At 68.8% G+C, this 22,037-nt stretch carries 19 protein-coding genes and 1 tRNA gene; 9 read left to right on the forward strand and 11 right to left on the reverse strand.

The window, feature by feature from the left end; translation table 11 throughout:
• The first annotated feature begins 765 nt into the window (after positions 1-765).
• Complete coding sequence (locus ACQW02_RS11935; RefSeq protein ID WP_431285463.1) at positions 766-1,218, forward strand: hypothetical protein; 453 nt, start codon at positions 766-768, stop codon at positions 1,216-1,218.
• A 61-nt stretch (positions 1,219-1,279) separates the two neighbouring features.
• Complete coding sequence (locus ACQW02_RS11940; RefSeq protein ID WP_431285464.1) at positions 1,280-2,371, forward strand: DUF4268 domain-containing protein; 1,092 nt, start codon at positions 1,280-1,282, stop codon at positions 2,369-2,371.
• A gap of 126 nt (positions 2,372-2,497) precedes the next feature.
• On the opposite strand, the gene ACQW02_RS11945 is transcribed toward ACQW02_RS11940, so the two are convergent.
• The 5 genes from ACQW02_RS11945 to ACQW02_RS11965 all read right to left on the reverse strand — a co-directional run bounded on the left by ACQW02_RS11945 (position 2,498) and on the right by ACQW02_RS11965 (position 6,263).
• Positions 2,498-2,809: a hypothetical protein gene (locus ACQW02_RS11945; RefSeq protein WP_431285465.1), complete on the reverse strand. Its 312-nt coding sequence runs from the start codon at positions 2,807-2,809 to the stop codon at positions 2,498-2,500.
• Positions 2,810-2,972: 163 nt separating this feature from the next.
• Positions 2,973-4,001 carry an AAA family ATPase gene (locus tag ACQW02_RS11950; protein ID WP_431285466.1) on the reverse strand — a complete coding sequence of 343 codons (1,029 nt, stop codon included), beginning with the start codon at positions 3,999-4,001 and terminating at the stop codon, positions 2,973-2,975.
• A gap of 117 nt (positions 4,002-4,118) precedes the next feature.
• Entirely contained in the window at positions 4,119-4,577 is a 459-nt protein-coding gene (locus ACQW02_RS11955; RefSeq protein WP_431285467.1) for a hypothetical protein, read from the reverse strand.
• Positions 4,578-5,084: 507 nt separating this feature from the next.
• Entirely contained in the window at positions 5,085-5,408 is a 324-nt protein-coding gene (locus ACQW02_RS11960; protein WP_431285468.1) for a hypothetical protein, read from the reverse strand.
• 132 nt (positions 5,409-5,540) lie between these two features.
• Positions 5,541-6,263 (reverse strand): recombinase family protein, encoded by a 723-nt coding sequence (locus ACQW02_RS11965; protein WP_431285469.1) that lies wholly within the window; start codon positions 6,261-6,263, stop codon positions 5,541-5,543.
• 759 nt (positions 6,264-7,022) lie between these two features.
• Between ACQW02_RS11965 and ACQW02_RS11970 the strand changes: the two genes are divergently transcribed.
• Genes ACQW02_RS11970 through ACQW02_RS11980 form a run of 3 tightly spaced genes read left to right on the forward strand, consistent with a single transcriptional unit; the run spans position 7,023 to position 11,496 of the window.
• Entirely contained in the window at positions 7,023-8,192 is a 1,170-nt protein-coding gene (locus ACQW02_RS11970) for an efflux RND transporter periplasmic adaptor subunit (RefSeq protein ID WP_431285470.1), read from the forward strand.
• Positions 8,189-10,120 (forward strand): MacB family efflux pump subunit, encoded by a 1,932-nt coding sequence (locus ACQW02_RS11975; RefSeq protein ID WP_431285471.1) that lies wholly within the window; start codon positions 8,189-8,191, stop codon positions 10,118-10,120. Before ACQW02_RS11970 ends, ACQW02_RS11975 begins: the two co-directional genes overlap by 4 nt.
• Positions 10,117-11,496, forward strand: a complete 1,380-nt coding sequence (locus ACQW02_RS11980; protein WP_431285472.1) for an efflux transporter outer membrane subunit — start codon at positions 10,117-10,119, stop codon at positions 11,494-11,496. Before ACQW02_RS11975 ends, ACQW02_RS11980 begins: the two co-directional genes overlap by 4 nt.
• Before the next feature lie 7 nt (positions 11,497-11,503).
• On the opposite strand, the gene ACQW02_RS11985 is transcribed toward ACQW02_RS11980, so the two are convergent.
• The 5 genes from ACQW02_RS11985 to ACQW02_RS12005 are packed head-to-tail and all read right to left on the reverse strand — an operon-like array spanning position 11,504 to position 16,307.
• On the reverse strand, positions 11,504-12,517 hold the full coding sequence (locus tag ACQW02_RS11985; RefSeq protein WP_431285473.1) for a DNA polymerase III subunit delta': 1,014 nt from the start codon (positions 12,515-12,517) through the stop codon (positions 11,504-11,506).
• The gene (gene tmk, locus ACQW02_RS11990) at positions 12,514-13,119 is read right to left on the reverse strand and encodes a dTMP kinase (protein WP_431285474.1); all 606 of its coding nucleotides are present in this window, start codon (positions 13,117-13,119) and stop codon (positions 12,514-12,516) included. Before tmk ends, ACQW02_RS11985 begins: the two co-directional genes overlap by 4 nt.
• Positions 13,120-13,137: 18 nt before the next feature.
• The gene (locus ACQW02_RS11995; RefSeq protein ID WP_431285475.1) at positions 13,138-14,376 is read right to left on the reverse strand and encodes a serine hydrolase; all 1,239 of its coding nucleotides are present in this window, start codon (positions 14,374-14,376) and stop codon (positions 13,138-13,140) included.
• A gap of 36 nt (positions 14,377-14,412) precedes the next feature.
• On the reverse strand, positions 14,413-15,294 hold the full coding sequence (locus tag ACQW02_RS12000; RefSeq protein WP_431285476.1) for a septal ring lytic transglycosylase RlpA family protein: 882 nt from the start codon (positions 15,292-15,294) through the stop codon (positions 14,413-14,415).
• On the reverse strand, positions 15,291-16,307 hold the full coding sequence (locus ACQW02_RS12005; RefSeq protein WP_431285477.1) for a lytic murein transglycosylase: 1,017 nt from the start codon (positions 16,305-16,307) through the stop codon (positions 15,291-15,293). Before ACQW02_RS12005 ends, ACQW02_RS12000 begins: the two co-directional genes overlap by 4 nt.
• Positions 16,308-16,482: 175 nt before the next feature.
• On the opposite strand from ACQW02_RS12005, the gene ACQW02_RS12010 reads away from it, so the two are divergent.
• Positions 16,483-17,883 (forward strand): MmgE/PrpD family protein, encoded by a 1,401-nt coding sequence (locus ACQW02_RS12010; protein WP_431285478.1) that lies wholly within the window; start codon positions 16,483-16,485, stop codon positions 17,881-17,883.
• A gap of 344 nt (positions 17,884-18,227) precedes the next feature.
• Positions 18,228-18,317 (forward strand) — tRNA-Ser (locus tag ACQW02_RS12015).
• 103 nt (positions 18,318-18,420) lie between these two features.
• On the opposite strand, the gene ACQW02_RS12020 is transcribed toward ACQW02_RS12015, so the two are convergent.
• On the reverse strand, positions 18,421-19,404 hold the full coding sequence (locus ACQW02_RS12020; protein ID WP_431285479.1) for a Bug family tripartite tricarboxylate transporter substrate binding protein: 984 nt from the start codon (positions 19,402-19,404) through the stop codon (positions 18,421-18,423).
• Between the two features lie 195 nt (positions 19,405-19,599).
• On the opposite strand from ACQW02_RS12020, the gene ACQW02_RS12025 reads away from it, so the two are divergent.
• Complete coding sequence (locus ACQW02_RS12025) at positions 19,600-21,033, forward strand: amidohydrolase family protein (protein WP_431285480.1); 1,434 nt, start codon at positions 19,600-19,602, stop codon at positions 21,031-21,033.
• Positions 21,034-21,053: 20 nt separating this feature from the next.
• Complete coding sequence (locus ACQW02_RS12030; RefSeq protein ID WP_431285481.1) at positions 21,054-22,034, forward strand: tripartite tricarboxylate transporter substrate-binding protein; 981 nt, start codon at positions 21,054-21,056, stop codon at positions 22,032-22,034.
• Positions 22,035-22,037: the final 3 nt, after the last annotated feature.

The following is a 22,037-nucleotide window of genomic DNA, read 5'->3' on the forward strand; positions in this document are numbered from 1 at the left end:
CAGCGGCACCGGATCAAACCCAAGCTCGACCCATTCAAGAGGCTACACAACGCAGCAGGGCACTACCGTGGCGCCTTACAATCGGACTAGCCCAAACCCGACCATGCGCGACAACTACCAGACACGCGGCAACTACAACCCGTACACAGGCCAAACGGGCACTCGTACTGTTCCCCGCTGATGCAGGCTAGATCTTCGCGGAGTCGATCCGGCGAGCCGTTGAGAGCTTCCTTCACCGGCCGGACCGCCACTGCCTCACCATGTCGGGCGTGATGTCTTGCGGGTAGCAGATCGGCGAGCGCCCGCCGGGCCTTGAGTAGGCGCTACGTCCGCCGCAAGCCGCGCCGTTCCGCATGGTCGAGTAGGGACACGCGCAGACCGACGGGTAGGCCGCGATGCTGTCGGAGATGATCGCGCGGCGCACCGCATCGTCGGCCATCCCCTCGCCACGACCGAGCGCTGGGACCGGCTGAAGACACAGCGAGAGAACGGCAAGCGCGCTGGCTGCCAGACGACCGGTTAAACGGTAAGGTGTCGGAAGGTACGCCATGCGGCAGACCTTGGCGGGCTTCCAACCCGTTGTCATCTCGCATCGTTGGCCGCCCCTGGCCGACAAGTTCAACGTGGTGACAATCGACGAGTTCCGCGCGCTGTGGCCGTCAGTCGGGCTGGGGGCGATCTTTGAATACGATAGCGGATTGACTACCGATCCTCGCGCGTACCTTCTGGGTGTGTACGACCCGCCTTTAGGAGCCGAACGGACCGATGAGCAGAACAGCCAGGCTCGCCCCGACGGCTTGCGTCTTAATCGGGCTCCTTGGGGCGGTAGGCGCACCAGGCGAAGGGAAAGCAGCAGAGCCGCTGGTGTTGCGCTGCCAGACCAACGGCGACGGACTGCCAGCGACCTACAACTTTCGCGTTGAGGAGCCCCGCTTTCCGTTATTCAGCACTGAACCGCGCCTTTCCCTGGTTGGCGTCGCAGTGGCGATTCCGCTTGAGATCGAAAGCCACCAGAGCAGCGTCGTGAAGGCGTTTCTGGCGACATCACAACCTGACTGGCCGACCGGGGCCGCTAGGATGGACATCGAACTCAACATGATGACCGGCGCTGTACGAGTTGACTTCAATGGTCCCCGCATCACGAACGGCCGAAGCCCCTGGTTTTCCTTCGTGCTGAGGTCACAACGGGGCGCTTGCCAGAGAAGTGCCAACCCGTAGCCAGATGGTCACAAGACACGCCGCATGACGCCCATCCCGCGCACCTCACTAGGCCCCCGCCATGCCAATCTATGAAGCCCGCCCTGACGGCCTCGTGCCCCTTGCCGGCACCAGCTTCGAAGCCGAAGGTTGGCGGGAACGCGGCGACATCCAGCGACTGCTGAAGGACCGCATCGCCAGCCTGGAGGATGGGCTGATGGTGCTGGCCGAGGAATTCAGCGCCTGGACCGACAGTACGCGGCGCATCGACCTGCTCTGCCTCGATCACAAGGCCAACCTCGTTGTCGTCGAGCTCAAGCGCAACGATGATGGCGGTCATATGGATCTGCAGGCACTGCGTTACGCCGCCATGGTCTCCGCGATGACCTTCGATCAGGCGGTGGAAACGCTGACCCGTAGCCGCAACCGCGCCAACCCTGACACCGACGCCGCCCGGGCCGACATACTCAACTTCCTGGGCTGGCGCACCCCGGACGAGGACAACTTCGCGACCGAGACACGCATCGTCCTTGCCGCCGCTGATTTCGGCAAAGAACTCACCACCTCGGTCCTGTGGCTACGCGAACGCGGCATCGACATCCGCTGCGTGCGCCTGAAGCCCTACCGCCTGTCGGATGGCCGCCTCCTCCTGGACATCCAACAGATCATCCCCTTGCCGGAGGCAGCAGACTTTCAGACCAGGCTTGAGGAGAAGAAGGCGGCCGAACGGAAGGAGCGCAGCGAGCGCGCGACTCTGATGGAACGCTTCCTGAACGCCTTGAGTGAGCGAGCCGCGGAGCGGACACCCATCCACCGCGGCAGGGCCCCGGACCTATCGGTCGGTGTTTTGGGGGGGGCGACGGGCCGCAGCGGCATCTCCCTGAACTACGTGACCATGCAGCAGCGCACGCGGGTCGAACTGCTGATGCAGGGTGACAACGGGAAGGATCAGATGCGGCGCCTGCGCGAAGCCAGGGAGTCGGTCGAGGCGACCTTCGGCGGCCCGCTCGAATGGTACGAGAAGGAGGGGTCCAGCAACTTCCGCATTTTCTTCGGGGTGGAGGGCGGATACCGTTCGCCGCCAGATGAATGGCCGGCCATCCACACGCAACTGATTGACGCGATGATCCGCCTGGATGCCGCGGTGCGACCACGGATCGCGCAATTGCCATGACGGGCATGCCAAGGAGACTCTCCGCGGAGCCGCACACGGCCCCTGAGGCATCGCGCTACCCCAACCCCAGGAGGTCGCTTGACTGACTCAGGCGGTCTCCCCAAGCCCCTACAATCGGATCCCCAGCTAGCCCCCGCCACCCGGGCCAGCCCCTCGCTTTACCGCCAGAACTGGCGTGAAGCGCGCCAGCCGCTCGAAGGCGTCCACCATGACGGATCGAGCGATGGCCTCCGCGCTGCGGGGAACGATTAGGCTGTCGTGGACCGGCAGCGCCAGCACCCCGTGCGCCTCGCGCAGCTCCCGCATGGCGTCCGTCCTTGCCTCCGCCTCCAGCCACATCAGATGGAGGACGAGCAGCCGCACCGCGTCGCCGAACGCCCCCACCAGCGCCGCCGGCATGAACGTCGCGGGCATCGCCAGGACAGGGCAGTGCGCCATGACTTTCAGCCCGACGGCCTTCGGGCGGAACTCGCGGTGATCACTCCGCCCTCGGCGAGCCGGCGTTGCAGATTGCGCCCCTGTATGTCTTCACAATCTGCAACGCCAGACTACGTCCTGTCCGGGAGATAAACTCCCCGGACGCCACGAGCCCATCAATCGGTCAGTAGTCGGGGCTTTCCGTGCTGCCTCCCAGCGCCCCCTTAAGTGCCTCGATGACTTCCTCCCGACTGATCCGGCGGTCTCCCACGGCGCGGGCCTTCACCCGGCTGACCTTCGAGGGGTCCCACCCCAGCGCCGCCGCCAGTTCCCGCTGGCTGCCGTGCTTCCCGGTCCTGACCGCCTCGACGAACTGCCGCACCTCATCGCCTGCCGCCGCGCTCTCCGTCCAGACCACCGCGCCGTCCTCCGTCTGGCTCAACAGGACGTCTCTGGATGTCAGGGCTGGGTGGCCCTTGCCTCTGAACTTCGTCCAGCGTGTCGTGAAGCTCGCCGCGCCGATGCTCCCCGTGCTGTCTGGCGGTTCCAGCCCAAGGATGACCTCGAACGTGGTGGCGAGCTTGGACGAACCCCGGTAGGTCGCGCCGGTTTTGCTGCTGTGATGCACAAGGATGCACGCCGTCCGCGCTTGCTTCATGCGGAGCAGCCAGGTCAGCACGGGGTTCATCGCGCCGGCCTCGTTCTCATCGGCCACCTCAGCCAGCGTCGAGAAGTTGTCTGCGATGACCAGTTCCGCGCCGTGCTCTCGGGCGATCCGCAGAACGTCATCCTGGCCGCCTTCGTCCGCGAGATTGGGGAAGCGGGAGGCCGCGCTCTGGTCTTGTCGGGCGAGCACCCGAAGGTTCCTGCCGGCCGCCTCCGCGTCGATCCCCGGCACCGCCGCGAGCAGCATCCGAAGGCGGTCCTGCAAGTCCTCAACGGCCATCTCGCCGTCTACCAGCAGTACCCGGCGCGGCGTCTCCGACCGCCAGCCGATGAACTCCCCGCCCCCTGCGACGGCCAGAGCGATGGACAGGGCGAGCATGGTCTTCCCGACCCCGGTTGGTGCCCAAAGCATCATGCTCTCTCCCTGCCGCAGCACGGGATGAATCAGGAAGTCACGCTTCGGGAACTGATGGGCGAGCAGACCCGCCAAGCTGCGCGTGCGGAGAGCCGGCGTGGTGCTGGAGTTGGCGGTGGCATCTAGTGGCATGTCATCTTCCTGTTGAACGCAGAAGGCCCGCGCGGAGTGAACCGGCGGGCCTTCTGGCGGGTGATGCGGGGTGGTGATGGTGCTGGGGATAGAGCCGATAGACCCCGTCCCGTTCGGTTAGTGCGTGCGGTCGGCCTCTGCTTGGTGCTCGGCGCGCTCTTGTCGCCACTTCGCGGCCCTCGACTTGCCCAGCACGCGCAGGTTGCCGCGGCAGAGGTTCAGCGGGTTGCCATCGTGGAAGACGACGACTTCTCCCCGCGAGGCATCCATCAACAGGCGGGACAACCGGCTCGTGTCGCCGCTGCCGGGTTGATCAGCTAGCGTCCCGAGGCTGTGACGGCCGGAGGACACGTAGTCTCGCCCATGGCCGTTCGGCACGAGCGTCCAAACGGCGCCCCATTCGGCCTCGGCGAGCGCCCAGTCCTCGGCGTCCAGCGTCATGAAGCGCCCCTCGCCGTGCTTCCCGTGCAGCGGAACCTGAACGGTTGGCTTGGGGTGATCGGTCGATAGTCCGCCCGACAACGGCGGGACGCTGGCGGTAGTCGCGGTTCGTGGGTCAGCGGTGGTGTTAGGCATGGTGGTTTCCTGACATGCAGAATCGCCGCCCGTTTGACGGGGCGTGCGACTGGTTGCGGGTTGTGGGAAGGTCGCCAGGCGCCGAACTGTTCGACTACTGACGGCCGTACTGGCCAGGGACCGGCACAAACGGCCGGGGGCTCCTCAAGTGCGGCGGGGCGCGCTTCAACGGGCACCCTGGCTAGGGGTGGTCGTCGATTGGGCACACCCTCTGGAAGCGCCGGAAAGCGCGCCGGCGGGCACCCTGGCTAGCCGTTGGGCACCCTGGCTATGGGTAGGCTCATACTGGGCGCCACGCCCCGGCCCGCGCCCGATGGGCACCCTGGCTATAGGTGTCGCCTTATTGTGCACCCCATCAGAAGCCGCCAGAAGCCCGCACGCGCAGATGATCGGAGAACCGCCGACGCCCTAGCGCGTAGCCAGATGGGGGCCCGCACGACTCTCTCTATGGCCGCATGCGTGCACCCAGGCGTTAGCCTCGGGGTGCCTTCCCACTCGCTTCAGCCGCTAGTCAGCCAAGGCCAGGAAGCGGCTCACCTCAGCCCTCACGAAGCGCCGCAATCCTTCAGCCGCCTCCTCGGCCGTCGCCAAGTCCCCCAGGCCGACGCCTTCCTCCTCGCCGACCCTCGCAGCGAAATAGCTGCCGGCCTGCCGACCGATGGCCCACGCGACGTCGCCCGGTGCCGTCACGGCGATCCACGGTCCATCGCCCCGCTCGTTCGGTATCCACTCGATGCGCCAGCCGCCGCCCCGAAGGATGCGTCGGACGGCCTCTAGGTCGCTGGGGGTGGTGCCGCCGGTTTGGCGCATGGGGTCTTGGCTGCTGGTCATCCGGCTCGGCTCCTCGCCGTGGGAAAAAGTCTCTGTTTTCTCTCATAATCTAAATAGTTGGACCGAATAGATCCTTCCATAGTGGTAGGTCCACCGCCCTTGCAGAATCAGACTCCCGGACGAATCCCGCCGTCAATCCCCGGCGGTTCGCCCCAAGACGCGCCGCACGGCCGTAGCCGTCCAAGCGCCACCCCGTGGCGTCGAGACGCCTTCCGCCTGGAGGGCCCGGGCAATCCCTGCCAGCCCCTCCCCGGCTGCTGCCAGTTCGGCCACGCGGGGAAGCACGCGGTACGCCGCCTGGGTGGCTGCACGGCGCTTCGTCTCGGCGCCCTTGGTGCCTCCCGCTTGGCGCTCTGCCTGGGTCGGGGCGCGCTGGCCAGAACGGACGCCGCCCAGCACCTTCCCACGAGCCTTAGCAGCGGAGAGAGCGGCCTTCGTGCGCTGGCCGATGAGACCGGCCTCTAGCTCCGCGATGGCCGCCATCTGCGTGACGAAGAACTTGCCCATGGGTCCGGCTGGCACCGTGGGGAGATCGAGGAAGACGACACCCGCCTCTCCGGTCCCCTCGACCACATCCAGCAGGAACCGGGCGTTCCGCGCCAGCCGGTCCAACTTCGCGACCAGCAGCGTGGCCCCCGTGGTGCGGCACCGTGCCAGCGCCCTGGCTAGCTCCGGTCGGGCGTTGTTCTTCCCGCTCTCAACCTCGACGTAGATCGGCGCCAGGAGGCTATCGCCCGGCCTGAGGAACCCCCGAATGGCAGCCTCTTGCCCCTCCAAGCCCAGACCGCTCCGTCCCTGCTGCTGGGTGCTGACCCGGGCGTAAGCCACAAAGGTGCGGGATTGATGTTCAGACATGTGGGCGTGCTCGCTGCGGTGCTGGCCTCATAGATTCACGACCGACTCAGCGTGTCAACCGAGTTCACTCTACGCTCGTTGGCACTATCTGACATCATACAGAACGCCGTACAGCCAGGGTGCCGCCGCCGCATCGGGACGGTTGATCTCGCAATGCCGGCGAACAGACCCCCCCCCCACCGGCAAAACTGAATGCGTTTCAAAACTCGGCTAAAGGTTGCCGTCGTTGTTGAAGACCCCCCGGCCCTCTTTTAGAGCGACCCCCGCCACCCCCGGGGGTTCTTTTTTGGGTCCCCGAGGTGCCGGCTGGGGGGGGTCGTCTGGGGCCTATGCGGTGGTCCAGCGCGGTGGTACAGAACAGCCTCGAGACGGCGCCGAAACCCCAGGTAAACCCTCAGTCTCATCCCATCCCGCACGGGGCACCACTCTCCCTTCAAGGCCTGATTGGGCCAAAAATTGAACAACCCCATAGGGTTTCCTGACGTCCCGCACGTCAGGGCGGCTGGGCGACGCGCGAGTCCCGCGGCGCTTGTCCCAACGATAGGGGCGACCGAGGCCCCCCCCCGCCCGCGGCACCGCATGTCCGACAAGCAATTTGACAATGCGAATTACTCGCATCAATTTCGCGCCGCCTATGGCGTGCGATTCAATGACAAATGTTGCGTGAGTGGTTTGCGAACACCCGCTTTTTGAATTGCTTGCCCGTCTCGCCAAACCAATGGAATTGCCACCCCATCAATGCTGTCGATCCCGCAATAGATGCCGAGCCGCCGCAAGACACTTATCATCCGATGGCTGATATCTATCGTTGTCGTTGCAACCCTTGTTGCCGCCGCTGTCTTCGCCTGGCGCGTCTACGCGCTGAAAGCCAGTGCTGCGGCCATGCCAGCCTGGGTCGAGGTGCGCCGAGGCAATGTCGCGGACCAGATCGCCGCATCCGGCGTGGTCCAGCCCCTGCGCTACGTCGATGTCGGCGCCCAGGTCTCCGGCCAGCTACAGCGCCTGCATGTCAAGATTGGCGACCAGGTCCTGCCCGGCCGGCTGCTGGCCGAGATCGACGCCCGCACGACCCAGGCCGCCGTGCTCGCCGGCGAGGCGGAACTCCAGCGCCTCCGCGCCGTCGTCGCGCAATACGAAGCGAACCAGGAACTGTTGCGCCTGCAGGCCAACCGCCAGCGCGTCATGTTCGCCTCCAACGCGACAAGCCGCGATTCCATGGAGACCGCCGTTGCGCAGTTGCGCGTGCAGGAAGCCCAGATCGAGGCCACGCGGGCGCAGATCGCCGGCCAGGAAAGCAAGCTGACAGCCGATCGCACGACGCTGTCCTTCACCCGCATCATCGCCCCGGCCGCCGGCACGATCGTCACCCTGGCGGCGACCGAAGGGCAGATGCTCAACGCATCGATGAACGTGCCGGTGCTGATGCGCATCGCCGATCTCACCAGCATGACCGTCACGGTCCAGGTCTCCGAAGCCGACCAGCCGCGCCTGGCGCGCGGCATGCCCGTGCGCTTCAGCACGATCGGCTCGCCCAACCGCCGTTATGAATCGACGCTGCGGCAGGTCTATCCGACGCCGGATGTCATCAACAACGTCGTGCTCTACCAGGCGCTGTTCGATGTGCCGAACCCCGATGGGGCGCTGCTGCCGCAGATGAGCGCCCAGGTCTTCTTCATCCGGTCGCAGGCGACCGGCGTCATGATCCTGCCGCGCGCCGCACTCGGCCCGTTGCCGCCCAATTCGATCCCTCCCCGCCGGACGGTCCGCGTGCTTGCCGAGGACGGCAGCATTTCCCCGCGCGAGATCTCCCTCGGCATCGCCGACCGCATCAATGTGGAGGTGAAGGACGGTCTTCAGCTCGGCGACAAGGTCGTGCTGCCGGAACGGACGACCTCCGCGCAGGCGATGCCGATGCGCCCGCCGCGATGACCCCGCCCGAACCGCCGCTCATCAAGCTGACCGGACTCGGCCGCTCCTACGCCCAAGGGGCGACCGAGACGGTGGCGTTGCGCGACGTCGACCTCGACATCCACGCGGGCGAGTTCGTCGCCCTGCTGGGGCAATCAGGCTCGGGCAAGACCACCTTGATGAACATCATCGGCCTGCTCGACCGGGCCTCCCGCGGGACCTACGTCCTGGCGGGGCAGGATGTCAGCCAACTCGACCCGGATGAGCGTGCGCTGCTGCGGCGCGACCGCTTCGGCTTCGTGTTCCAGCACTACAATCTCGTCGCCACCTCCTCCGCATTGGAGAATGTGGAGATGCCGGCCTTCTACGCCGGCACCCCGGCGGAGGCCCGGCGATCGCGCGCCCAGGGGCTGCTCGGCCGCCTGGGCCTTGGGCAGCGGCTGCGGCATCGCCCCGCGGAACTCTCGGGCGGCCAACAGCAGCGCGTCGCCATCGCGCGGGCGCTGATGAATGGCGGCGCGATCCTGCTGGCTGACGAACCGACAGGGGCGCTCGACTCGCAATCGGGCGCCGAGGTGATGGAACTGCTGCGCGACCTGCATCGCGCGGGCCATACCATCCTCCTCGTTACCCATTCGGAGACACTGGCCGCCCAGGCCGATCGCCGGATCAAGATCCATGACGGGCGCATCGTGGCCGATAGCGGGCGTGTCAGCCGGGCCGCGGACCTGCCCGCCCTGCCCGCCCCGCTCGGTCGTGGACTGTCCTTCATCGATACGATTCGCCTGTCCGTGCATGCGCTGCACGCGAACATGTTCCGGACCGCCTTGACGCTGATCGGCATTGTCATCGGCGTGGCCTCGGTCATCGCCATGCTCGCGGTCGGCAATGGCGAAAAGCAGGCGCTGCTGACCCGCTTCGCCACGCTCGGCCCCGATCTGATCACCGTCTCGCCCGGCGCGCGCAACCTGCGCAGCAGCGACGGCACCATCGCGACCCTCGTCGATGGCGACCGGCTGGCCATCATGGAACTTCCCGGCCTGGGTCGCGCGACCGCCGAATATGCGACGGCGGTGACGGTCCGCGCGGTCGGCGGCGATGTGCGCTCGACCGCCCGCTCCACCACGCCGGAATTGCCCGACCTGCGCAGCTGGCCGCTCGCGCGCGGTGCCTTCTTCACGCAGGACGATGTGGATGCCTATGCCTCGGTCGTCGTGCTGGGCCAGACCGTGACGCGCAACCTCTTTGGCGATGCCGATCCCGTGGGCCAGTATTTGCAATTGAACAACATGCCTTTCCAGGTGATCGGCGAACTCACCGCGCGCGGCGCCAGCGGCTTCGGACCGGACCAGGATGATGTGGTCTACCTGCCGCTTTCCACCGGCCGGCTGAAACTGCACGGCCAGCGGCATGTCCAGAACATCGTCGTGCAGGTCGCCGATACCGATCGCATCGCCGCCGCCGAGCAGATGGTCTCCGCCGTGCTGGAAAGCCGCCATGCGACGGTGGATTTCCAGATCCGCAACGCCGCCCAGTTCCTCGCGGTCCAAACGGCCTCGCGCGATGGCGCGACGATGATGCTGGGGGCGATCGCGCTGATCTCGCTGCTGGTCGGCGGCATCGGCGTGATGAACATCATGCTGGTCAGCGTCACCGAACGCACGCGGGAGATCGGGGTCCGCATGGCCGCCGGTGCGCGGCGCAAAGATATCCTGCTGCAATTCACCGCCGAGGCCCTGGCCGTCACCGCGTTCGGCGGGCTTGTGGGCGTCGCCACCGGCTTCGGCGTGGCCTGGATACTCGGCATGTTTGGCCGCCCGATCCTGGTGGTTCCGGGGTCGGTCGTCCTGGCGCTCGGCTCGGCCTGCCTGGCCGGCTTGGTCTTCGGCTATTGGCCCGCCCGTAAGGCGGCGGGGCTGGATCCGGTGCGGGCGCTGATGGCCGAATGATGCACCGTCGACAGGTGCTGGCCAGCCTGCCCGTCATCGCCGCCACGGCGTGTGGCGACGTGCCCTTGCCGCAGACCCGCCCGCCGATCCCGGCCCGGTTCCCCTATGCGCCGGCCGAAACCGGCTGGCCTGACCCCAGTTGGTGGCAGGCCTTCGGCAGTGCCGAGTTGAACGCGCTGGTGGATGCCGCCGCCACCGGCAACCGCGACCTGCTGGCCGCGGCCGAACGCATCATCCAGGCGGAAGCCGGGGCCCGGGCAGACCGCGCCTCGCTGTTTCCCTCCCTCGGCTTTGGCGCCAGCACCAGCACGGGGACCAATAGCGGCCCCGGCAGTTGGACCGCCGGGGTGGATGCCTCCTGGGAGGTCGACCTCTGGGGGCGCCTGCGCAGTGCCGCCCGCGCCGGCGACATGCGCACCCTGTCCAGCCGCTTCGATCGCGACGCGCTGGCGCTGTCCGTGATGGCGGAGACGGCGACCGGCTACTTCCAACTCCTGGCCTTCCGCGCGCGTCGCACCCAGGCGTCGGAAACCCTGACCGTCGCGCGGCGCATCCTGGGCGTGGTCATGGTGCAGGTCTCGGCCGGTGGCTCCTCGGACCTTGAAACCCAGCAGCAGCGCAGCGCGGTGGCCGCGCAGGAGGCCTCGCTGGCCGAATTGACGGGGCGAGAGCGCCAGCAGTTGCACGCCCTGGCGCTGCTAGCCGGGGTCGGGCCGGAGGAGGTCATCGCCACCGCGCGTTCGCTGGAGGGGCTGAGCCTGCCGCCCGTCGTCGCGGGGCTGCCGGCGGATCTGCTCGCCCGGCGCCCCGACATCGCCCGGGCCGAGGCCGACCTGGTCGCCGCGGGGCTGGATGCGCGCATCGCCCGGGATGCGCGCCTGCCGTCGCTGACCCTGACCGGTTCGGCCGGGCGCAGCACCACGGAACTGGCCGACCTGCTGCTCTCGCCCGGGCGCCTGGCCACGCGGATCATCGCCTCCCTGGGGGCACCTTTGTTCGAGGGCGGCCGATTGCGTGCGGCCGAGGACCAGGCGATGTCGCGCATGCGCGAACTGGCGCAGCGCTATGCCGCGACGATCCTGGAAGCCTTCCGGGACGTCGCCGATGCCTTGGCCGCCACGGAAGCGGCGCGCGAGGCCTATGCCCTGCGTCGCCTGGCCTTCGACTCCGCCAGCCGTGCCTATCGGATCGGCGATGTCCGCTGGCGTGCCGGCGGCGCCGACTTCCTGTCCGTGCTGCAATCCCAGCAGGCGTTGTTTTCGACGGCCGATCTGCTCGCCCAGGCGGATGCCGCCCGATACAGCGCGGCCGTCGCCCTGTATCGCGCGCTTGGCGGGGGCTGGCAGGTGCCGCCGGGCCTGCGCGTGCAGGGGTAACGGGAGCCTACCGCCCGGCCAGCCAGCCCAGCATCGTCAGCGTGGATTGCTTGCGGTCGAGGTTCAGCAATTCCGTCCGCTTCGCCTGCGCGCCGATCCGCGACCAGGCCTCGGACACCTCCGCCAGCGACCGCTGCCCGACCCAGGCCGGTCGTTCGCCAGCAGCGGCACGGGCCAGGCCGGACGCCACGGCCGCCCGCAGCAGCGACCAGAACAGCACGAAGGCACTGCCGTCCCTGACCGCCGCCAGGCGGTCGGCCAAAAGAAACCAGCCGCGTTCATCGGGGTTCGCCAGGGCGGCCAGCACGCGGTCCGCTTCCTGCGCCAGGGCCAGCCCCTCCCCTTCGGCCAGCAGCAGCGCCTGGCCGGGCGATCCGGCGGCGGCCAAGGCCAGGCGTTCGCGGTCGGCCCTTGGCATATCCGGCAGCCAGCGGCCGAGGAGGCCCGCCATGGGTGCCTCCCCCAGCGGCGCCAGGTCCAGCCGCCGCACCCGGCTGCGGATCGTCGGCAGCAGGGCGGAGGCGGTACCGGAGACGATCAGCAGCACCGTATTGCGCGACGGTTCCTCGATCGTCTTGAGCAGGGCATTGGCGGCACTCGGGTGCATCGCCTCGGCCTCATCCAGCACGACCACGCGAAAGCCGCCCTCGGCCGGGGTCAGCGACAGGAAGCGGGGCACGTCGCGGGCCTGTTCGACCGGGATCTGCCGCTTGACCTTCCCGGCCGCGACGTCGGGCGCCAGGGTCATCAGGTCGGCATGGGCGGAGGAGGCGATGCGGCGGAACACGGGGTCGGTCGCCGCCACATGCAGCGGCGGATGCCCCGCCACATCGGCCGGCATCCCGGCCAGCAGCCAGCGCGCGAAACGGAAGGCCAGCGTCGCCTTGCCGATCCCGGGCGGCCCCGCCAGCAGCCAGGCGTGATGCAGCCGCCCCGACCGCGCGGCGGCGGCGAGCACGGCACACGCGGCATCATGGCCGGCAAGATCGGGGTTGGCCCGCGGTTCGGGTGGCAGGCTCATGCGGCCCTGGATTCGACCGCGGCCAGGACGGCGGCCGCCACGGCTTCATCGTCGCCCGAGGCATCGATCACCACGCAGCGCGCGGGTTCGGCGGCGGCGATCTCCAGGAAGGCCGCGCGGATGCGGCGATGGAAGGCTAGGCCCTCCGCCTCGAAGCGGTTGGCGTCGCCACGGCCGACCGCGCGCGCGACGCCGATGGCGGGATCGATGTCCAGGATCAGCGTCAAGGACGGCCAGACCGGCCCCAGGGTGGCGCGCGACAGTGTCGCGATCAACGCCCGGTCATCGCCCTGGGCATGCCCCTGGTACACCATGGTGGAATCGGCGAAGCGGTCGGACAGGACCCAGATGCCGGCCGCCAGCGCCGGGCCGATCAGCCGGGTGACATGTTCGCGCCGGGCGGCGAAGAGCAGCAGGGTTTCCGACATCGGGTCCCAGCCACCACGGCCGAGCAAGAGCCCACGGACCGCCTCCGCATGGGGCGTGCCGCCGGGTTCGCGGGTGCGCAGCACCGGATGGCCGCGCGCCGCCAGGGTGGCGGCGAGCCTGCGGATCTGGGTCGTCTTGCCGGCGCCCTCGCCGCCCTCGAAGGTGATGAACACGCGCGGTCAGGCCCCCGATCAGGCGCCGAGCCAGCGCCCGATCACCGCGGGGATCCGCGGCAGCAGCCCCAGTCGCGCGACATCCGCCCCGGCATAGAGCGGCACGCTCATGGGTGGGACGCCCTGGCCGCGGACTTCCAGCCGACCGACCTCCTGCCCGCGCAGCACGGGGGCCGGGATGGGCGCGTCGAAACGGACCTTGACCTCCAGCCGGTTGCGCCAGGCGCGCGGCAGGGTGATGACAAGCGCCTGGCCCCCGACCAGGGGCACGGTCGCGCGTTCGCCGAGGTAGACGGGCGCTTCCTCCACCGTGTCGGCGGCGCGGAACAGGACGACATTGTCGAATTCGCGAAAGCCCCATTCCATCAGGCGTTCGCTTTCCTCGGAGCGCGCACGCATCGACGGCAGGCCGTTCACCACCAGGATCAGCCTCCGTTCGCCGCGCCGGGCGCTGCCGGTCAGGCCGTAGCCGGCTTCCTCGGTATGGCCGGTCTTCAGCCCATCGGCGCCGGCGACCCGGCCCAGCAAGGGGTTGCGGTTTTCCTGGGTGATGTCGTTCCAGCGGAACGAGCGTTCGGAGTAGAAGCTGTAGTATTCGGGGAAATCATTGATCAGCCGGCGCGCCAGGATGGCCAGGTCCCGCGCCGTCATGCGGTGCTCGGGGTCGGGCCAGCCGCTGGCATTGCGGAAATTGCTGTTGCGCAAGCCGATGCGCCGCGCCGTTTCGTTCATCACCTCGGCGAACTGGGTTTCGCTGCCGGCGATGCCTTCGGCCAGGACGATGCAGGCGTCGTTGCCCGATTGGATGATGACGCCGCGTGCCAGGTTCTCGACGCTGACCTGGCCGTTGAGCTGGACGAACATCTTTGAACCGCCCATCCGCCAGGCGCGTTCGCTGACCGGCAGTTGCTGGTCCAGGCGCAACTGGCCCCGCTTCAGCTTGTCGAAGACCACGTACATGGTCATCAGCTTGGACATCGAGGACGGCGGCATCCGCTCGTCGGCGTTCTTCTCCAGCAGGATGGCGCCGGTGTCGGCATCCATGATCAGCGCCTGCCGTGCGGAGGTGTCCACCAGCCCCAGCGGCGTGCTGGCCGGGCTGCCCGTGGGCGCGGGCGGCGTTCGCGCGCCGCGGGGCGCCGCCGTTGGCGCGCGCCCCTGGGCCAGGGCGGCCACCGGCGACAAGAAGGGCAAGGCAACGCTGGCGAGCAGCAGCGCGCGGCGTCGGGCGGGCATGGGGGGCGGGGCGTCGGTCACGATCGCAAGCGTATAGCACCACGCCGCGCGGGCGCGTCAGTCAACGACGATTCGCGCTTCGGAAATTCCTGCGCGCAAGACGCGCGCCAGGGCGGCATCGGCCTCCGCGGCCGTTTGCATGGGGCCGACCCGCACCCGGAATTCCGGCCGTCGCCCCGGCCCGAAGGCTTCGGCCCGGGCGCCGCCGATTCGCGCCGCCTGGCGCTGCGCGGCATCGCGGTTGGTGAAATTGCCCGCCTGGACCCAAAGCCGGCCCGGCTGGGCGGCCACGACGGTCGCCTGCATCGGCAGGGCGATGGTGGGCGCCGCGGTCGTGGCGGCCGCCGCGGCCAGGACCGGGGCGGCGCGGCCTTCGCGGAGCTGCGTCGCGGCCCGCGCGCCGGGCGGCGGGGCCAGGGTTTCGCGGGCCACGCTGCCCGCCGGCGCCGCGGCGATCGCAAGCTGGGGGGTTTCCGTCTGCGGCAGGCCGGAGGCCAGCGCGCGGGACGGCTCGGCCTCCACCACGATCCGCAACTGGGTGCCGTCGCGTGCGCCCAGAAGCTCCGCCGCGCGGCGCGACAGGCCGAGCACCCGGCCAGGGGCGGCCGGCCCGCGGTCGTTGACCCGGACCAGGAGTTCGCGCCCGGCCTCAAGATTGGTGACCCGCAGGATCGCCGGCATCTGTAAGGTCCGGTGCGCCGCCATCAGGGCCGAGGGGTCATAGACCTCGCCATTGGCGGTGGCACGGCCGCTGCGGGTATCGGGGATGATCGCGGCCAAGCCCGTGTCGTTCAGCGCGAAGTCTTCACGCGGATAGGACCACAGGCCCCCGAGGGCGTAGGGCTGGCCGATAACGTAGCGGGCCGGCGCGGTTGGCGCGCGGTTGCAGGCGGCCAGCAGCGATGCCGCCGCCAAGGCCAGCACGGCCCAAAACCTCACGCCACGCGGTCCGACAGCAGCCCGACGCCCAGCGCGTAAAAGGTGGAAGGGTTGTAGCGCCGGATCGCGCCAAAATTCGGATAGACGATGAAGGCTTGGCCGTTCGCCCCGCCGGGCAGCAGCACGCTGGCATCGAAATCCGCCACCGGCAGCGCCGCGCCGTCAGACGTCCGCACCCCCGCCCGGGCCCAGTCGCGCAAGGGCCGCTTGTTGTCCAGGCGGGCGTCGGTGGGATCGAAGCTGGCCGGAAGGACGGCCTCCCTGCCCCAGCGCTGGTCTTCCTGCCAGCCGCTGCGGGCCAGGTAATTGGCGATCGAGCCCAGCGCATCGCCCCGGCTGTCCCAGATGTCGCGCCGGCCATCGCCGTCGAAATCCACCGCCAGGCGTTCGTAGGAGGTCGGCATGAATTGCGGTTGGCCCATGGCGCCGGCCCAGGAGCCACGCATGCGTTCCGGCGTGACATTGCCGGCATCGAGGATGCGCAGGGCCGCCATCAGTTCGGCGCGGAAGAATGTCGCGCGACGACCTTCCCACGCCAAGGTAGCCAAGGCTTCCACGACGTTGAAATTGCCGGTGAAACTACCGTAGTTGGTTTCCATCCCCCAGATCGCGACGACGACACGGGGATTGACCCGGTAGCGGGCGCCGATCGCCTCCAGCAGGCTGCGGTTGTCGGCATAGATCTGCCGGCCGCGGTCGATGCGGGTCTGGCTGATCTGGCGGTCGCGGTACTGTTCCCAGGTCAGGGTGAATTCCGGCTGGCGGCGGTCCAGTTCCAGCACGCGATCCTGCGGCCGGATGTTGGACAGCGCCCGGTTCAGCGTCGCCTGGGATACCCCGGCACGCCGGGCCTCGGCCCGCACACCGTCCAGGAACTGGGCGAAGCTCTGCCCGCCGCGCTGGGCCGGCGAGGGCTGGCCCGGCACGGGTTGTGCCGAGGCTGGTATGACGGAGGTCAGAAGCAGCCCAGGAACGGCCGCGACTCGGCGCAGGAATGGACGGCGCGTTATCATGGGCTGATCCGTGCCACGGCCGGGGCCGCCACTGCAACCGCAACTGGTGCATGGCTCCTCCATTCGCGGCATCGCCCTGGCGGCGCGAGCCGCGACAGGCTTTCCGTCCTGCTTTCTGCCGGGACCGGACGTGCTACGGACTGCCTTGGGACAACAGTTGAAAAAGAGCTTCGCCATGGCCGCCGTGACCGCTGACCTCGCCGCGTTTTCCGCCGCCATCCGCTGGGATCGCCTGCCGCCCGAAGTGCAGGCGCGCACGCGCATGCTGGTGCTGGACCTGGCCGGCAACATGCTGCGCGGCCGGGTGGAGGCGGAAAGCACGCCGCCGCTGCTGGCCGCGATCCAGGCGTTGGGCCTGGGTCATGGGACGGCGAAAGTCTTTGCCGACACGGCGACCTATTCCCCCGCCGGGGCGGCGCTGCTGAATGGCACGACCGCCCATAGCCTTGATTTCGACGACACCCATGCCGCCGGCAGCCTGCATCCGGGCGCGCCGGTCATTCCGGCGGCACTCGCCGCGGCGGAGATGACCGGGGCCGATGGGGCAACGACGCTGGCGGCCATTGTCGCGGGCTATGAGGTGACGAACCGCCTGGCGGTGGCGCTGCCGGCCGGGGCGCATTACGCCCGCGGCTACCACCCGACCGCGACCTGCGGCGTTTTTGGTGCCGCGGCGGCGGTAGGACGGATCATGGGGTTGGATGCGGCCGGCATCGCATCCGCCTTCGGCATCGCGCTGTCGCAATCGGCCGGGTCGCTGCAATTCCTGTCCAATGGCGCCTGGACCAAGCGGTTCCAGGTCGGCTGGGCCAGCATGGGCGGGCTGAGTGCCGCAACCCTGGCGGCCCAGGGTTTTCGGGGGGCTGCCGAGGCGCTGGAAGGCCGCGCCGGCTTTTTGCGCGCCTATGCGCCGGACCCGGTGCCCGCCCGCGCGTTGCAGGGGCTGGGGTCGGAATGGGAGTTGATGCGGACGGCGGTCAAACCCTATCCGTCCTGCCGCTACGGCCATGCGGGGGTGGATGCGGCGCTGGCGTTGCGGAGCGAGTTGGGGCTGCGGGTGGAGGAGGTTGAGTCGGTGACGCTCGGCCTGCCACGGTCGGGCATGATCCTGATCGGCGATGATCTGCCGCGCCGGCAGAACCCGCGGAACATCGTGGATGGGCAGTTCAGCGGGCCCTTTGTCATTGCCTGCGCCCTGGCGCGCGGTGCCTTCGGCTGGGATTCCTACTCCTGGCTGCAGGACGCCGATATCCGCCGGCTGCTGCCGCTGATCGCCTGCGAGCACGACCCCGATGTCGAGGCGTTCTTCCCCACCAACATGTCGGGCAAGGTCACGCTGCGCGCGCGTGGGCAGGTGTTCGTGCGGGTGGTCGAGGTGCCGAAGGGTGAGCCCGACAATTTCCTGACCGAGGCCGAATTGCTGGCCAAGTTCCATGCCCTGGCCGATGCGGTGCTGGGCGCGGAGCAGGCCCAGGCATTGGCACGGGCGGTCCTGACGATGGATCGGGCGGAGACGGTGACGCCGGTGATGACGCTTGGCCAGGCCGCCCCCGGGATGGCCCGCGCCGCGGAATGATGACCGCCGCCGGCCCGTGACGCCATTGCGGCGCCACGGGGCTGGAGGTGTCAGGTGCCGTGCGGCGCGCGCGGCAGGTTCGGAAAGCCCGCGTTGTTCACGGCGATGTTCGCCACGATCTGCATGGCGACAAGGGCGGCGATGAAAGCGCCGAAGGTCAGCGTAAGCATTGGTGAGGTCCTTTTGTTGTTCCTCCCCATCCCGGATCCGATATCGTGTTGCAGTGCAGCATTTTCAACCCGACCTGCCCTTGGGCTGGGTAGGGCTGCCATGTTTTTTGCGCGGGGGGTGGCCGTCTGCCCCTTGCGTGGATCGGCCTGCCGGGCGAGGCATGGCGGCGGCACGGACGGGTGGCCGAGTGGTCTATGGCAGCGGTCTTGAAAACCGCCGTGGGTGCAAGCCCACCGTGGGTTCGAATCCCACCCCGTCCGCCATTTTATTCATATAATCAGAAAGTTATGGCGCTACTGCGGCACGCTGCACACGGCTTTCCACCTTCGGTGCAGGCTGCCGTGAGCCGCCGCCGAGCCTGCCCGCCTATTCCAGCCGGATCGCGCCGCGCTGCGCGACCTGGCGCCATTTCGTCAGTTCGTCGCGGATGAAGCCGGCGAAGGCGTCGGGCCCTTCGGCGATCGCCGTCGTCCCGGTCGCTGCCACGCGCTCCCGCAGGGTCGGGTCGGCCATGGCGGCGGCAAGGCCCTGGTACAGCGCCTCCACCACCGGGGCCGGGGTGCCGGCCGGCACCAGGAAGCCGCCGGAGCCATAGACCGTGTAGCCCGGCAGCGCCGCCGCATCGGCCACCGTCGGCGCCTCGATCCCCGGCCAGGGTGCGGCGGAACTGATCGCCAGGGCACGCAGCAGGCCGGAACGGACCAGCGGCATGGCGGAGGCGGTGCTCTCGAAGGCGAAATCCACGGCCCCGGCGGCAAGGTCCGTCAGGGCTGGGCCACTGCCGCGATAGGGTACGTGGGTCGCCGTGGCGCCGATCCCCTGCAGGAACAGCTCCGCGCCCATGTGCTGCGTCGATCCCGGGCCGCTGGAGGCATAGGTCAGCCCGCCCTCCCGCGCGCGCTGGGCCAGCGCGGCGAGGTCGCGGTAGGGGCTGCGCGCCGGGACCACGACGACGAGCGGCCCCTCGAAGATGCGGATCACCGGGGCGAAGTCGCGCGCGGGATCATAGGGCAGGTTGCGCATGATGGCCGGATTGATGGCCAAGGTGGCGAGGCTGCCGAAGACCAGCGTGTGACCATCCGGCGCCGCCTGCGCCCCGGCCTGCATGCCGATGGTGCCGCCGGCGCCGGCGCGGTTTTCCACGACCATCCGATGCTGCGGCCAGCGCAGCTCGCTGGCCTTGTCGGCCGCCAGGCGGGCGAAGATGTCGTTCGCCTGGCCCGGGGGAAATGGCACGATGACGCGGATCGGCCGCGTCGGTGCCCAGGCGGGCTGTGCCAGGGCCGGCGCCGCGATCAGCGACGGGATGAGCGCCACGAGGCCGCGGCGGGTCAGGCTGGTCGCGCGCATTCTTCTTGTCCTCCCGGCTTTTCGCCGCGTCGATCATTGCGGTGACGGCAGGCCGATCAAGCCACATGGCGTTGTGACGCAGGCACTGGCGGCGTTGACACTGCACAGCGTCTGGCCAACGATCCATTTCATGGATACCTTTTCGGTATACCATTTGTGCCGCGCGTTTCCCCGCGGTCGCTGCGGAGAATGGCCTTGCCCACGACGATCGAGACGAAGGCCCGGTCCCTGCCCCGCCTGGTGATCCGCAACGCCGATGTCCTGACGATGGAACGGGGCGAGGCGGATCTGCCGGGTACCGACGTGCTGATCGAAGGTGACCGCATCGCCGCGATCGGCCGCAGCCTGGTCGTGGACGATGCCGAGAACCTCGACGCGCGGGGCATGATCCTGATGCCCGGCATGGTCGACGGCCACCGGCATGTCTGGGAGGCGATCGACGTCGGCGCGCTGGTGCCGACCTACCACCGCGACTACGGCCGCTATCACGAATGGAAGATGCGCATCATGCCGGCGATGACGCCGGAGGATTGCCATCACGCCGAGTATGTCGGCTGCCTGTCGGCCATCGATTCGGGCGTCACCACCCTGGTCGATTTCGCGCATGGGCTGCACACGCCTGAGATGGCCTTTGCCGGGGCGAAGGGCGCCATCGCCTCCGGCATCGCCGGCATCTTCTGCTGGCAGATCGCCCATGTCCTGACCTACGGGCTGAACCAAAGCGTGCCGCGCGCGCAGGGCTGGGACGACCGCAACGCCTTGTCGACGGAAATGCACTACGCGACGGCCGAAAAACTGCGCGACGCGTATTTCGGCGCCAGCGACGGCCCGATGCAATTCGGCATGGCGCTGAGCAACAGCAGCTACGGCCACACCATGCCGCAGGTGGTCGAGGAATTTCGCCGCGCGCGGCTGTTGCAACCGAAGTTGATCACCCATCACGTGCGCAGCCGCCGCGCCAATCCGCTGCCACCGGAGGGCTATTTCCGCACCATCGCCGATCTGCGCGACGCCGGCGTGCTGGGTCCCGACTATCACCTCACCCACGCCAATGACTGGTCGGATGAGGAGTTGCGGATGATGGCCGATGCCGGCGGCAAGATCTGCTCCGCCCCCTCGGTCGAGACGGTCTACGAGAGCCATCTGACCTGCGTGCATGGCCGGGCGCGGGAACTCGGCGTCGATGTCGGCGTGGGTCTCGACCAGCCCAATACCTTCAGCAATGACTTTTTCGAGATGCTGCGCATCGGCTTCTGGTCGCTGTGGCGCACCGACCAAAGCCGGAAGCTGGCACTGAACTATGAGTCCGCCGACGTGTTGGCCTTCGCGACGCGGGACGGGGCGAAGGCGATCGGCCTCGGCGATGTGACCGGCACCATCAAGGTCGGCAAGCGGGCCGACCTCGTGCTGCTGTCCACCGATCGCTATGGCTTCCCGAGTTGGGGGGGCCTCGCCGACCGCATCGTGAACTTCGCGGGCCAGCAGGACGTGGACAGCGTCTGGATCGGCGGCAAGCGCCGCAAGCAGGGCGGCCGGATGCTGGGCGTCGACTGGCGCAGCCTCAAGGCCGAGACCGACCGGCGCCAGGCACGGATCAATCGCGATGCCGCGACCGTGGTGATCACCTGATGGCAAAGGACACAAGCAGCATGCCTGTATCGATCGGAAGACGGGGGCTGGTCCTCGGCGGTGGTGCCGCGCTGGCCATGCCGACGATGGCGCGGGCCGCCTGGCAGGCCCGGCCGATCACGCTGGTGCACGGTTTTGGCGGCGGCGGGACGGCGGATGGCGTGGCCCGCATCCTGGCCGAGGGGCTGTCGAGCCGGCTTGGCCTGACCGTGGTGGTCGAGGCGCGGCCCGGTGCCGGCGGCACGATCGCCGCGCGCGGCGTGGCGAAATCCAGCGCGCCGAACGGCCATACGCTGATCCTGCTGACCGGCGGGCACACCGTCGTCGCCGCGATGTACAAGGCCCTGCCCTACAACACGCTGGAGGATTTCACCTATGTCGGCCTGTCCGGCTTCGGCGGTCCCTTCGTGCTGTTCGTGGCACGCGACAGCGCCTTCCAGACGCCGGCCGATGTCATCGTCCATGCGCGCGCGAACCCCGGCACCCTGACCTATGGTTCCTCCGGCATCGGCACGACCGGCCACCTGACGATGGAGCTGTTCGTGTCGCGTACCGGGCTGGACGTGCTGCACGTGCCCTATCGCGACAGCGCGCAGCCGGCGATCGACCTGTCGACGAAGCGGCTGGACCTGCTGATCGCCAACCTGGGATCGGTGAAGGCGCTGGTCGATGCCGGCGACATCCGGCCCATCGGCGTCAGCAGCCTGGACCGCTTTGTGGACCTGCCGGAGGCGCATACCTTTGCGGAGGATGGGGTCGCCAGCTTCGACGTCACAACCTACTACGGCATCGCCGGTCCGCGCGGCCTGCCCGACGACATCGTCGTCGATATCAACCGCGCCGTGGCCGGCATCATGGCCGATCCGCAGGCGGTGGCGCGGCTGAGAAGCCTGTTCACCTATCCCCTGACCAGCACGCCGCAAGACTTCAGCACGCGCATCGCTAGCGAGGTCGCGTCCTGGACCGAGGTTGTGCGCCTCGCCCGCGTGGAGCGCATTTAGCGC

The sequence above is a fragment of the Humitalea sp. 24SJ18S-53 genome (genome assembly GCF_050632385.1).
Lineage (GTDB): Bacteria > Pseudomonadota > Alphaproteobacteria > Acetobacterales > Acetobacteraceae > Humitalea.